This window comes from Bartonella taylorii 8TBB (assembly GCF_902825155.1).
Lineage (GTDB): Bacteria > Pseudomonadota > Alphaproteobacteria > Rhizobiales > Rhizobiaceae > Bartonella > Bartonella taylorii_A.
Genome location: NZ_CADEAG010000006.1, coordinates 79,807 through 93,541, shown reverse-complemented (window position 1 = coordinate 93,541; position 13,735 = coordinate 79,807). Strand labels below are relative to the sequence as shown.

Sequence of the window (13,735 nt, the reverse complement as noted above, 5' to 3'; positions counted from 1 at the left end):
TGTTATAGAGGTAAAATTTTAGAGGAATGTTGTGCACGCCAGAATAATAAAATTTTTGAGACAAATTTTCATTACAATTATTGTTCTGTTTGGATTTGGTATTCTCATTTTACCTTATCTTGTGTCTACAGATACAATACGTATTCGTTTAGCACAGGATTTGAGTGCGTGGACGGGCTATAATGTGCAATTGCGTGATCCACCGCGGTTGAATCTTTTTCCTTACCCCAAAGCATATCTTTCCGGTGTTACTTTAACATCAAAAATGAATAATGCTGTACCGTTAATGGAAGCTGAATCAATAGAAGTTGATCTTTCTTTGATGGATCTTCTTTGGGGTCATATTTCTTTTTTAGAGACACGAATTGTGCAACCGCAATTTGTTATGGAAAAGCCCGTTAAAACAGTAGCAGATTTTTTTGATAGATTTTCACGGTCACAAGGAGCATTAGGATTAGCAATACGCAATGCTCGTGAAATAATTAAACATAATCCTGATCAGTCAGATATAGAGCACCTTTTAAAGCAACCCTTCGGGCGGATTGTGATCGAAAATGGTATACTTGTGTATCATGATAGTATTTCCGGTCTGCCAGAAAAAATAACGGGATTAAATGCGACTTTAGATTGGCCCGAATCGACCCAAGAAGTGCAGTTTCGTGCAGATGCTCGTTGGCGTGGAGAGTTGACAAAATTATCAATTGATGCCGATCAAGCGTTGCTGCTTTTAGCAGGAGGGAAAAGCCAAATGAAGGTCAGTCTCAATTCTGTGCGTGGTGGTATAACCTTTATAGGGCAGGCACGATTATCTGAATATTATGTTTTTGACGGAAGGGTATCGATGCGTTCTCCGGGTTGGAATCAGACATTGGCTTGGATTGGAGGTAACCAGTTTTGGGGATATAGATTAAAAACTCCTATTGTATGGGAGTCTCGTTTTTTAGCGCAGCCAATGCATATTCAAATGAATAACGTTACATTTACGATAGGTACAGCAAATGCGCGTGGAGGGTTAGAACTTGATTTTCAGGATGCTGTACCAATTATAATGGGTTCTTTAGCATTCGATAACCTAGATTTTAACCTCTTAGGATCAGTGTTTTCTTCAGTTAAGGAAAAGAAGCCATTCTTAGCTATGGAAATTTTTGATCGTATTGGGGTGGATGTACGGCTTTCAGCGCCACAAGCAAAAGTAGGTAATGTCGCGCTCACAAATTTAGCTGCTGCGATACAAATAAAAAATGGGCATGGCATTTTTGATCTTGGACATGCAAATATTTTTGGTGGATCACTCCAAAGCAATATCGAAGTTGCAACAGCTGGTCAGAAAGTACGACTTGAGGGACGTGTTTCAGGTACCTCCGTTGATATGCAGGCTGTTTCAGAGATTCTGGGAATTATCCCATTTGCACAAAGCAAAGCGAATTTTACCATGACGGTACAAACGCTTGCTAGGTCTTGGTCAGAAATCTTTACGAAAATGCAGGGAGAATTGGCGCTGAGTATGTCTTCTGGTCGTCTATTAGGATATGATTTGAATGATTTACAGACAAAACTTTCAAAAAGTGAACAATTTTTTTTAACGGATCACGATGCCCTTTCAACAGCTTTTGATCTCTGGGATATTCAAACAAGCTTTTCAGATGGTACGATAAGGATAACAGAATCATTAATGCGTACGGAGGATTGGAGGCTATCCGTTTGGGGAATAATTGCGTCTGCTATCATGAAAGACCAGAAAAATGAGTTTACATTACAGGCACAATTACGAAAAAGCCATAGCTCAGAAACTTTATGTAGAGATGTACAATGTCTCGCTAATAGCCTTGTAAGGCCTCTTACCTTTTCTCTTAGCTCTACAGAACAAGGTCGCGGCAATTTTTTGGTTAAAAAAGATATTAATGCAGATTGATGACTGTTTTTCATTTAGCATTGGTAGGAATTGTAGAAAGTTACTAGAAAATATTGTGTTGTTATAAAATTTTAGAGATAAGCCAACCGGTGCTTATTGAATCTCAGAAGAAATACCATAGCCATCTGTGGCAATTGTATGCTTCCCATCCGCTCCAACAGAGCCAATTCCTACAGTAATCAGAATAAAAGCTAAGAGGGCAGAAATAGTAATAATTGTGGCTTTTTTAGCAGACATATTTTTCCTCAAATCATGCGATCAATGATTGACTGCAATGGTGAATAGTGTGTGTTTATAAAATTGTGTGAAAGAAGAATCACTTAGCGATCCATTTGTTCCACTATTATCTCATAAAGCTAAAAAAACTCTATAATTCTTTCTCTTATTATAGTTCTATAGATATATTTTTTTCTTTTTGTTATATATCTCTCTCCATTTTTTCGATAATTACAGTTAGTTTTGATACGACTTTTTATGCGCATAAATTATAAACTTAAAAGATTATTTATCCGGCAGCCTCTTTTTTTGAATAAAGAAATCAAGATAGAAGGAGCACAAGCTTCTTATCTTATACGTGTTTTGCGGATGCAAGTAGGAGCCGAAATTTTACTTTTTAATGGACAGGATGGTGAGTGGCTTGCTAAACTCATCACCATTAAGAAAAAATTTGTTGTAGTTCAGCTTATCCAGCAAGAAAGATTGCAAACGACGCATTCGAATCTCATTTACTGCTTTGCTCCGCTCAAAAATGCGCGTTTGGATTATATGGTGCAGAAAGCTGTTGAAATGGGGGTATCGATTTTGCAGCCTGTTATAACGCATCACACACAGGTTACGCGTATCAATATGGCACGTATAGAGGCTAATGTTATTGAGGCTTCTGAACAGTGTGGCATTTTATCTTTGCCTAAATGTGTCCCTTCTGTCTCGATAGCAGAACTTTTAGCACGTTGGGATAAGACACGACCTTTGTTCTTTTGTGATGAAGCGCATAAATCGCATAATCCACTACATCTTTTAAAAAGTTATGAAATTACAACATCTGGTGTCCTTATTGGACCAGAAGGTGGGTTTAGTGAAGAAGAGCGGAACTTTTTAAAAAAGCACCCTTTTGTAATTCCGATATCTTTGGGACCGCGTATTTTACGCGCCGATACTGCAGCTGTTGCTGCTTTTGCTCTTCTTAATGTTACCGTGGGGGATTGGTCAATTAATTGAGAAGTTTGTAAAATTATTCTAAACAATTCATTAAAAATGATAGAACTGATAATAGGATACAATAAGTTATGGCGCTTGATATAACTGATGAAAGTGAAATTTATAACTTAGATTCCTTGGTTAGTTATTTCCAAGGGGGGTGTAAGGCAAAAAATGATTGGCGTATTGGTACAGAACATGAAAAGTTTCCCTTCTATAGAGATGGTTTTCGTCCTGTCCCCTATGAAGGGTCAAGGGGAATTCGTGCACTTCTAGAGGGAATGCAAGAAGCTTTAGGATGGAAGCCTATTCTAGATGAAGGGAATATTATTGGCCTTGTTGGATCAGTTGATCAAGGTGCTATTTCTTTGGAACCTGGAGGACAATTTGAATTGTCTGGTGCACCGCTGAAAACGATTTGTCATACTTATTCTGAGGTTATGGAACATTTAGCACTTCTCAAGAAGATTTCAGGGCCATTGGGGATTGGTTTTCTCGGTATGGGTGCTAGTCCAAAGTGGACTTTGGCGGAAACTCCCCGCATGCCTAAGTCACGTTATCAGATTATGGCCGATTATATGCCCAAAGTTGGTCACAGTGGTCTTGATATGATGTATCGCACATCGACTGTTCAGGTTAATCTTGATTTTTCATCTGAAACTGATATGCGGCGAAAAATGCAAGTATCAATGAAGTTACAGTCCATTGCGACAGCATTATTTGCCAGTTCACCTTTTACGGAAGGCAGTCCGAATGGCTTTTTATCTTGGCGCTCTGAAATTTGGTGTGACACTGATAATCAGAGGTCTGGAGTTCTTCCCTTTGTATTTTCTGAGCATTTTGGTTTTGCTGATTACGTTGAATGGGCACTTGATGTACCAATGTATTTCGTTGTGCGCGACGGTCGTTATTATGATTGTACAAATATAACTTTTCGTCAGTTTATGAATGGAGCATTAAGAGATAAGATTGCAAATTCAATGCCTAATATGGGAGATTGGATTAATCATCTATCCACTTTGTTTCCCGAAGTGCGCTTAAAACGATTTTTGGAAATGAGAGGTGCTGATTGCGGTTCTTGGAAGCGTATATGCGCGTTGTCGGCTTTTTGGGTTGGGCTTCTTTATGATAGTGAAGCCCTTAATGAAGCAGAAGCTTTGACAAAAGATTGGTGTTTTGAAGAAGTTTTAGATATGCGCAAACGTGTTCCTAAAGAAGGATTAAGGACACCTTTTCGTCAAACCATAATTTTAGAAATAGCTCGTCAAGCTGTTACTATTTCACGCAAAGGCTTAAAAAATCGCTGGAAATATGATGCTGATGGTTTTGATGAGACAAATTTTCTGGATTCCCTAGAAGAGGTGATCACAATGGGTCAAACAGACGCTGATAAATTTTTGTCCCTTTATCATTCTATTTGGGATGGAACTGTGGAACCTCTATTTTTAGAATGCGCCTATTAAATTTTGGGAAAAAAGAAAAACGCTTTGTACTTTTGGAGAAGTGTATATTTGTGTTGCTCATTCACGGACTTTTTTTAAAAGAGACATTGCATCCCCCAGTGTTATTCATAAAGGGTGTAATGAATTCTATTGGGCATTGTCATCTTTACTTATACAAGTAACAGATCAGAACTATAGTGATACTGTATCAATCTAGAATTGTATTTTCTTTTGCGATTTCTATCTTTTCGCGGTACTCTGTTTCTTTATAGTTTTTATTTAGATAGGTTTTATAAAATTCATTTTACTGGTTTAGATTGTTCGGCTTAGTATTTCCAAATAATAATAAGATAGAAAATAAAAATATAAATATTACACTGTGCATTATAGGAAATTTAGCTTCTTGTTTTAATAAAAAATTTTTTGGATACAACTATTTTTATGTATTGATGACGCTTAATTAATCTGCAGAGATTGTAGAGTATGTATCCTATTGTATGTCAACATGAGATTATGAATCTAAAAATCTTCACGTTTATGTTTAGAAGGAATATTTTATGACTGCAGAGAATTCACAACAGATGTTTCAAAGAACAGAAAAGAGGCTTCCACTAGAAGCTAGGAAAGAAAGTATAAAGGCTATTTTCAGCAAACCGATACATATTTAAAACAGATATCGATGAAAGCTGCTGAAACTTTCGCCAATAAAATTGGCAAGGATGGTTTGATATCTGAGTGTTAAGAAACATAATCCATAGAATTGTTTGGGCATTCATTTATTGTTACTGAAGAGCGTATCGTTTTACATAGCAGGAATAACACTATTCATGTGATAAGATATATAGAAATTGTTCTCTTAGCCTTAAGACGCAATAAGCACTGTTTACTCTGTTAAAAAAATTTATCAATAATAGGAAAATAATTTCATTTAATTTTTTATCTTCTTTAAACAGTTATTAGTAGATAAAAAATCCTTTTCTAACCGATAAATTAAAAATAATGATTTTGTAAAAAATTCGTAAGTTTTATATTTTATTGCCAGTTATTACGCATCATCTTATTTAATATCAAATATAACAAGAGTAGGCATAAACAATGACATTTAATTTTTTCATCAATTTATTTCTATTTGTTATTTTTTTGTTATGGCTTGCTCAAAGTAAGAGGATGAAATGGAGCCTCTCATTGCGTGTTATGCTAGGACTTATCCTTGGCTTGATCTTTGGAAGTATTTTACAAGTTATTTATGGAGAAGGTGAGGCCACTTTGTTGAAATCCGTTGAATGGTTTAACATTGTTGGTAATGGCTATATTTTACTACTACAAATGATTGTTATGCCATTGGTTTTTGTCTCTATAGTCTCAGCGGTTGCTCATTTGCATTCTATTTATGCTGTTGGTAAAATGAGTATAATGACAATTTCAATATTGCTCTTTACAACTGCTCTTTCAGCGTTGGTTGGTGTTTTGGTCGTTAATGTTTTTGAATTAACGGCGAATGGTTTGGTACATGAAGGGCAAAATGTTTCTACTATTCTCGGGGATCGTATTTCTCAACTTGGAGATATGAGTATCCCAAAAATGATTTTATCCTTGATTCCTAAAAATCCATTTGCTGAGTTAACTGGAGCCAAGCGTACATCAATTATCAGTGTTGTTATTTTTGCATCCTTTTTAGGAGCTGCAGTTCTTCTTTTAAAGAAAGATGATCCAGAAAAAGGGGAAAAAGCACTTTTATTTATTCAAGTGGCACAATCTTGGATTATGCGGTTAGTCCGTATTGTGATTGCTTTGACTCCTTACGGTATTTATGCACTTATGACGAAAGTAGGAGCAACCTCGCATGTTACAGATATTTTAAATTTATTGGTTTTTATCATCGCTTCCTATGTTGGTATTATCCTTATGTTTATAATTCATGGTGTGTTGCTCGGTATATCAGGAATTAATCCCTTCCGTTTTTTCAAAAAGGTTTTGCCGGTTTTAACATTTGCTTTTAGCAGTCGTTCAAGTGCTGCAAGTATTCCCTTGAACATTGAGGCTCAAACACAATGGATTGGTGTACCGCAATCAATTGCGAGTTTTGCAGCCTCTTTTGGAGCAACGATTGGACAAAATGGTTGTGCTGGCCTTTATCCAGCAATGCTTGCGACCATGATAGCACCATCGGTGGGGATTAATCCCCTAGATCCTACTTGGATTGCTACCCTTGTTGGTGTTGTAACGTTAAGTTCTATTGGTGTTGCTGGTGTTGGGGGTGGTGCTATTTTCGCTGCACTGATTGTGTTGCCAATTATGGGGCTTCCTGTTTCTTTAGTTGCTGTACTCATGTCTATCGAGCCTTTGATTGATATGGGGCGTACAGCTCTAAATGTAAGCGATTCAATGCTGGCTGGAACTATAACCAGTCAGATGTTACGGACAACAGATAAAAGCATCTTTGAAAAATAATTTGCATGTTGTGTCTATGGTTCTTTCGGCTGTTTTGCTAAAACATCTGCAAGAGATATTTGCGCAGAGCCCGGTTGTAGAGGCTTTTGCTGATTTGGGTGAGGAGCCCAACCTGAGAGCCAGATGAAAGAAAAACATGCGCGAATGCGGCCATCAGGATCGCTAAATCGTTGTGCATAGATTTCAGCCGCGCGAAGAAAAAAGCGCTTGGATACAGGGCGTCGTGAACGATTGATGAGTGCATTTTGCATACCCATAGCTTTAAGGTCATGCATAAGATCAAACATTGTATTGTAGCGTATTGTGATATCTTCAATATCTGCTACAGGCAAAGCAAAACCAACACGCTGTAAAAGAGCACCTACATCACGAATGTTAGCAAAAGGATAGATTCTAGGGCTTGCTCCGCCATAGATTTCAATTTCAGCTTGTAGGAGGCATTCGCGTAATTCTACTAGCGTACCAGCCCCAGCCATAACAGCCAAAAATAAGCCATCTGGTTTAAGGATATTTTTTATCTGACTCAAAACACCAGGGGTATCATTGGTCAATTGTAATGAAAGAAGTGAAACGATAAGGTCACAATAATTTTGAGGAAAATCAAGAAGTTCTCGATGTCGTAAATGAAATTTTTTATCATGGCTTCGATAAAGTATATTGGTTTCGACGCGTTCTATGGAATGGACTTTTCCAGATTTCATTAAAACTTGCGCGGCAAGATCTGTATGACTGTGTAAATCTAGAGCTAATGTAAAGAGACGATCAACAGTACTGAGACGTTTATAAAGATCTTCGGCCATATGAGACAGTAAGAAATCATATCCCTCTTTTGCTTTTTGAAAAGCACGTTTGCGGTATTGTTCAATGCGGTCATGATCAAAAATTAGAGGATGTGACATATCAATTAAGGTCTTTCGATCTGTAATATAGTTATATTTTGAGAAGGTTCATTTTTGCGCGTTTATGGTGTGAAAGAAAAGCAAATTCACAGAGAGTAAGAATTTTTAAAGGAATTACAATTAAAAAATACAAAAGAATTTTTTTGTGCAGGGAAGCTATAAAAGCCGAATTTAATGATGTTATGCTTTCAAGGAATGGCTTTAAATAGCGGGAATATATTGAGTAAGTTCATTGAGAGCTTGCTAACAATTTTATATCCGCCTGTTTGCCCTGGATGTAAGCAAAGAGTTTCTGCTTATGGTACGATTTGCTCTGAATGTTGGAAAGGTCTGCAATTTATCACAAAGCCTTATTGTCCTGTTATGGGAACGCCTTTTGTTTGTGATATGGGGGATGGTTTTCTCAGTGGTGAAGCTCTTCAAAACTCTTTTCCTTTTTCACGTGTTCGCTCGGCTATTGTTCATAAAGGGGTGGCGCAAGTTCTGGTAACGCGATTGAAATATGGTGATCATATAGAACTGGCATCTTTTATGGCTAATTGGATGCTTTTTGCTGGCCGTGAAATTATTGATGATTGTGATGTTATTATTTCCGTTCCTTTGCATTTTCGTCGTTTTTTTAAAAGACGTTATAATCAATCTGCTGAGCTTGCTCGTTATATTGCAGTAGCGCAGAAAAAGATTTTTAAACCCAGCTGGCTTGTGCGTTGTCGGCATACGCGTCCGCAGGTGAGTTTATCTGCTAGGGAACGAAAATTGAATGTGTTGAATGCTTTTGAGGTGCCACGTAAAGTTAAAAAATATCTAAAAGGACGTTCTATTTTGTTGATTGATGATGTTTTCACAACAGGTGCGACAGTTACAGCCGCAGCTGCAACATTAAAACGTGCAGGTGCGCGGCAGGTTGATGTGCTAACTTTTTCGCGTGTACTAAAAGAAGCTTCTATATTTCCTGATTCCTGAGGGGATTTTAAAGTTGATACTATTTTGAAAACATTGGAGAATAATACTATGAAAGAGATAAAACTTTATACACGTCCTGACTGCCCTTACTGTATGAAAGCACGTGATTTGCTTGATAAAAAAGGGGTAAAATACATAGATATTGACGCATCAACTTCTCTTCGTCAAGAAATGGTGCAACGAGCGAATGGACGCAATACATTTCCGCAAATTTTTATAGGTGATTATCATGTCGGCGGTTGTGATGATCTTTACGCTTTAGAAAATGAAGGAAAGCTTGATTCTTTGTTGCAAGATGTACAGCAATTGTAGATTACACCTAAGACTTTTTTGCAAGAAGCAGATAGTTAACATCCATATCTTTTGAGCGATTCCAGCTGTCGTTTAATGGATTATAAGTAATACCGATCTCATCAATGACAGTCACAGCATTTTCTGATAAGAGGTTTTTAAGTTCCTGAGGTTTTAGGAACTTTTTATAATCGTGGGTTCCTTTTGGAAGCCAACGTAAAACATATTCAGCACCTACAATAGCCAGTCCCCATGCTTTCCATGTGCGGTTGAGTGTTGAGACAAACATCAATCCTTGTGGTTTGAGCATTTTTGCTGTGGCTGCTATAAAGAGGTTAACATCAGCCACATGTTCAACAACTTCCATATTGAGGATGATATCGAATTGCTCTCCTTCATTGGCTAAGGATTCTGCAGTAGTAGTGCGGTAATCAATTGAAAGGTTATTTTGGGTTGCGTGGATTTTTGCGACTTCGATATTCGTTTGTGCCGCATCAGCTCCTACAACTGTAGCGCCAAGGCGTGCTATAGGTTCGCATAACAAACCACCTCCACAACCAATATCGAGAATTTTCAAATTTTTGAAGGGCATAAGTGAAAGAGGATCACGATGAAATTCTAAACAGATTTTTTCTCTAATGTAAGAAAGACGTGTTGGATTGAATTGATGAAGTGGTCGAAATTTTCCTTGTGGATTCCACCATTCAGCAGCAATACGCGAAAAGTGATCAATTTCACTCTGATCAATAGTGGTACGCGATTCATTTATCATGTCGCTCTCCTTTTGCTTTTTTATGATAAAGACAGGTAGATTTTATCTAAAGTCAAGAAAAATTAACACAAACATAACTCAACTTGCACAAATGATAGATATTCTGTATGTGAAAAAGTACTTTGTTGATACGGTAGTAAGGCCTTATTCGCACTGTCGTTTGAGATAAGAAATGTAAAGGTAAGAGTGTTATTGATGGCACGGATAGTCATGAAATTTGGCGGAACATCTGTAGCAAACATTGAGTGTATTCATAATGTTGCACGGCATGTAAAAAGAGAGGTGGATGCAGGCAATGAGGTTGCGGTTGTCGTATCCGCGATGGCTGGAAAAACCAATGAGCTTGTTCAGTGGACGTGTGATACTTCACCAATACATAAAGATGCTTACGAATATGATGTAGTTGTTGCTTCTGGTGAGCAGGTAACAGCTGGTTTATTGGCTCTTACACTCCAAGCAATGGGAGTGGATGCGCGTTCATGGCTTGGTTGGCAAATTCCTATTCATACAGATAGCGCGCATAGTCGTGCACGTATTACAGATATCGATGGTTCTTTTTTAATACAGCGTTTTCAGGAAGGTCAGGTAGCGGTTATTGCTGGTTTTCAGGGGTTAGCTCCTGATAATCGGATTTCCACCTTAGGGCGTGGAGGATCAGATACGAGTGCTGTTGCTATAGCGGCAGCTGTACAAGCTGATCGTTGCGATATTTATACAGATGTGGATGGCGTTTATACAACAGATCCGCGTATAGAACCTAAGGCACGCCGTTTACCAAAAGTTGCTTTTGAAGAAATGCTGGAAATGGCTTCTCTTGGAGCAAAGGTTTTACAGGTTCGTTCTGTTGAATTGGCAATGGTTCATAAAGTTCGTACCTTCGTGCGCTCGAGTTTTGAAGATCCCGATGTATTAAGCATGGGTGATCCAATGAATTCTTCTGGAACACTTATTTGCGATGAGGATGAAATCGTGGAACAACAGAATGTTACTGGTATTGCTTTTGCTAAGGATGAAGCACAAATTTCACTCCGTCGACTTGCAGATCGTCCAGGGATCTCCGCAGCAATTTTTGGACCCCTGGCCGAAGAGCGAATTAATGTCGATATGATTGTGCAAAATATTTCTGAAGATGGCTCAAAGACAGATATGACTTTTACTGTACCATCAGCAGATGTAGATAAAGCTGTTGCGCTTCTTGAGAAAAATCGCAAAGAGATTGGGTTTGATGTTATCCAATTTGAAAGCGATCTTGCCAAGGTATCTGTTATTGGTATTGGAATGCGCAGCCATGCAGGTGTTGCAGCTACAGCATTTAAGGCTTTGGCTGAAAAGGGTATTAATATTCAAGCAATCACGACTTCAGAGATTAAAATTTCTATTTTAATTGATAGCGCTTATACTGAACTTGCGGTTAGAACATTACATGCTGTTTATGGGCTTGAGAAGGGTTAAACATTTTTTAGCTCTAAAAAGATTTCCAAATAATATAGAGCATTCTATATGTAGGAGAGTAGAGAACTTTTTACTAAGCGTTTAGTGGGAGAGGGGAAATACACCACTCTTTCAAATACACGTTACGTAGGAATTTCTATGAATACGAGCTAGATTTCATTGGATTATTAGCACAACTGTGCAAAACAGAGCTGATGAGATGTATTCCATCAGTGATTTGTTTTTCTCAAATGATTGTTGAGAACTTTATATGTATTCTGTAGATTTAATTTTATTCTTTTCATAAGAGTGAATGAAAATCTGTAGGAAGTTTTTACGCAATAATTGCTCATAAAAGAAACACTTTCAATTTAAAGAATACGCTAAAATCTTCTTTTCCCTTGGCATACTGGTTTTATGGCTTTTGATTTGTCTCCTATTGTTAGATTTGGATATGGATTCATTGACATCGAATGCAGTAAAAAGTTTCTTATAGTTTTCAATGAACCAAATGATATGTACTTTGTTATCGAAACCACAGTTTGCAAAATGGTAATAAGTTGAGATGTTTGAAATTGCCATCTACAATTTTAGTATAAACATTTGCAATGGACAATTTGTTCTGTATTGTTTATTTGTTGACTATCTTAATACACATCATCCATTTGCATTGATCCGTCAAGATTTCGATATTTTAATTAAATAAAAGCATATTATTGCACACAAATTACGCATTATTCTTGATTAAATCTCTCTTATAAAGTTTATCAATGAGATTGAAATAGGTTCGGACGAAAAGATACCGTACGTCAGAACAGTTTCTTTATTTGTTCTTGTAACTATGTAAAAAATAAAGTAGCGCAACAAATGAATCCGAGCGCTTTTAAAAATGAGTATAAAAGCGCATTGTCATTTGGTTTATTGGGAGCTATGAGGCATTTTTTTATTGCGCTTAATGTAGATAACTCCATATCCAAGGCCGACGAGAGCAGATAAACCAGATCCACAAAGCACTCCAATTTTCGCGGAATCAAGCAGAATAATATCTTTAAAAGCAAGCATTGAGACAAAGATAGACATTGTAAAGCCAATTCCTGCTAAAAGTCCAATGAGCAAAATTCCTGACCATGTCATGTGAGGAGGTAGGCGACATAGTCCTGATTTTACTGCCAAATAACTGGCAGTGATAATACCCAAAGGCTTACCGATAAAGAGACCAATAACCACACCGATTACAATCAAGAATGATTCATGAGAAGAAAGGTCAAAATTCGTAAAACTAACACCAGCATTTGCAAAGGCAAAAATTGGCATAACGCCGTACGCTACCCATGGATGCAATGCTTTCTGAACACGCGTTACTGGAGCAATCATATCGCGTTGTCCTTTGCGCATTTTTTTCAACGCAGTCGAGATATGATGCAGGTCTGTTTTCGTATTCTTTTCTTGCAGAACTTGCATTGCGTTACTTAACATGGTGAGCGGCGCTACAAGGGTACGAGTAGGAAAAACTGGAGTCATCATGCCTAAAATGACGCCAGCAAGTGATGGATGAACGCCTGTTACCATTAAGCCCCACCAGATGATTGCACCGGGTAGAACGTAAAGCCATGCTGATGCGAGGCCAATCCATTGAAAAAACAAAACTAAGGCAATACCTGTAGTTGCAATAACTAAGCCACTAGGATCAATGTTCGTTGAGTAGAAGAAAGCAATAATAAGAACAGCAATAATGTCATCAATAATCGCTAGGGATAAGAGAATGATATGAAGATTAGAAGGAATCTTTTTTCCAAGAAGAGCTAGAATACCTAGCGCAAAGGCAATATCTGTGGCTGTTGGTACAGCCCAACCATGTGTATGCCCCCCTTTAAAGTTGAAGCTGAGATAAATAATTGCAGGGAGACAAACTCCACCTATTGCTGCAACAATTGGCAAAACTGCTTGTTTAAAATCCGCGAGAGCTCCTTCATGAATTTCGCGCCGGATTTCCATTCCCGCGACGAGAAAGAAAACAGTCATGAGAGCATCATTAACCCAAAAATGTAAATCCCATGAGAGGGTGAAATGACCAAAGTTAAAGCCGAAAGGTGTATGCCAAAAGGATTCATAGAGAGAAGCATATTCAGAATTGGCAAAAACGAGTGCAGCAGCAGCAGCTAATAAAAGCACAATGCCGCTGAGAGCCTCAATATGGAGAAAACGCTCGATAGCGGAAAGCGCTTGATTTGTGACACGAGAAGCGCGATTAGGCAAGCGATTTGAAGATAAATCAGACATGAACAACTCCAACCATCGACAATTTTACGAACATATACTTCCTACGTAAACTACTCTATAGTGCTCTCTTGTATCATACAAAAGAAACAAAGAGGAA

At 37.8% G+C, this 13,735-nt stretch carries 11 protein-coding genes; 7 read left to right on the top strand and 4 right to left on the bottom strand.

Annotation, left to right across the window (positions count from 1 at the left end):
• Positions 1 to 31 precede the first annotated feature (31 nt).
• Positions 32 to 1,912, top strand: a complete 1,881-nt coding sequence (locus J7R13_RS05970) for an AsmA family protein (RefSeq protein WP_208437898.1) — start codon at positions 32 to 34, stop codon at positions 1,910 to 1,912.
• A gap of 93 nt (positions 1,913 to 2,005) precedes the next feature.
• Here J7R13_RS05970 and J7R13_RS05965 read toward each other — a convergent pair whose 3' ends face one another.
• A complete protein-coding gene (locus J7R13_RS05965) occupies positions 2,006 to 2,149 on the bottom strand; it encodes a hypothetical protein (RefSeq protein WP_208437897.1) in 144 nt (47 codons plus the stop codon).
• Between the two features lie 237 nt (positions 2,150 to 2,386).
• Between J7R13_RS05965 and J7R13_RS05960 the strand changes: the two genes are divergently transcribed.
• From J7R13_RS05960 to J7R13_RS05950, 3 genes are all read left to right on the top strand, one after another.
• On the top strand, positions 2,387 to 3,130 hold the full coding sequence (locus tag J7R13_RS05960; protein ID WP_208437896.1) for a 16S rRNA (uracil(1498)-N(3))-methyltransferase: 744 nt from the start codon (positions 2,387 to 2,389) through the stop codon (positions 3,128 to 3,130).
• Positions 3,131 to 3,198: 68 nt separating this feature from the next.
• The gene (locus tag J7R13_RS05955; protein ID WP_208437895.1) at positions 3,199 to 4,572 is read left to right on the top strand and encodes a glutamate--cysteine ligase; all 1,374 of its coding nucleotides are present in this window, start codon (positions 3,199 to 3,201) and stop codon (positions 4,570 to 4,572) included.
• A 1,074-nt stretch (positions 4,573 to 5,646) separates the two neighbouring features.
• Positions 5,647 to 7,002, top strand: coding sequence for an L-cystine transporter (locus J7R13_RS05950; protein ID WP_208437894.1), 1,356 nt, complete (start codon positions 5,647 to 5,649; stop codon positions 7,000 to 7,002).
• A gap of 14 nt (positions 7,003 to 7,016) precedes the next feature.
• On the opposite strand, the gene J7R13_RS05945 is transcribed toward J7R13_RS05950, so the two are convergent.
• The gene (locus J7R13_RS05945; protein WP_208437893.1) at positions 7,017 to 7,901 is read right to left on the bottom strand and encodes a methyltransferase domain-containing protein; all 885 of its coding nucleotides are present in this window, start codon (positions 7,899 to 7,901) and stop codon (positions 7,017 to 7,019) included.
• A gap of 177 nt (positions 7,902 to 8,078) precedes the next feature.
• Between J7R13_RS05945 and J7R13_RS05940 the strand changes: the two genes are divergently transcribed.
• Together J7R13_RS05940 and grxC are read left to right on the top strand one after the other, a co-directional pair.
• Complete coding sequence (locus tag J7R13_RS05940; RefSeq protein ID WP_208437927.1) at positions 8,079 to 8,864, top strand: ComF family protein; 786 nt, start codon at positions 8,079 to 8,081, stop codon at positions 8,862 to 8,864.
• Positions 8,865 to 8,912: 48 nt separating this feature from the next.
• Positions 8,913 to 9,176, top strand: a complete 264-nt coding sequence (gene grxC, locus J7R13_RS05935; RefSeq protein ID WP_208437892.1) for a glutaredoxin 3 — start codon at positions 8,913 to 8,915, stop codon at positions 9,174 to 9,176.
• A 7-nt stretch (positions 9,177 to 9,183) separates the two neighbouring features.
• Here grxC and ubiG read toward each other — a convergent pair whose 3' ends face one another.
• Positions 9,184 to 9,927, bottom strand: coding sequence for a bifunctional 2-polyprenyl-6-hydroxyphenol methylase/3-demethylubiquinol 3-O-methyltransferase UbiG (gene ubiG, locus J7R13_RS05930; RefSeq protein ID WP_208437891.1), 744 nt, complete (start codon positions 9,925 to 9,927; stop codon positions 9,184 to 9,186).
• A gap of 195 nt (positions 9,928 to 10,122) precedes the next feature.
• On the opposite strand from ubiG, the gene J7R13_RS05925 reads away from it, so the two are divergent.
• Positions 10,123 to 11,379: an aspartate kinase gene (locus tag J7R13_RS05925; protein ID WP_208437890.1), complete on the top strand. Its 1,257-nt coding sequence runs from the start codon at positions 10,123 to 10,125 to the stop codon at positions 11,377 to 11,379.
• An 897-nt stretch (positions 11,380 to 12,276) separates the two neighbouring features.
• Here J7R13_RS05925 and nhaA read toward each other — a convergent pair.
• On the bottom strand, positions 12,277 to 13,638 hold the full coding sequence (gene nhaA, locus J7R13_RS05920) for a Na+/H+ antiporter NhaA (protein WP_208437889.1): 1,362 nt from the start codon (positions 13,636 to 13,638) through the stop codon (positions 12,277 to 12,279).
• Positions 13,639 to 13,735 lie beyond the last annotated feature (97 nt).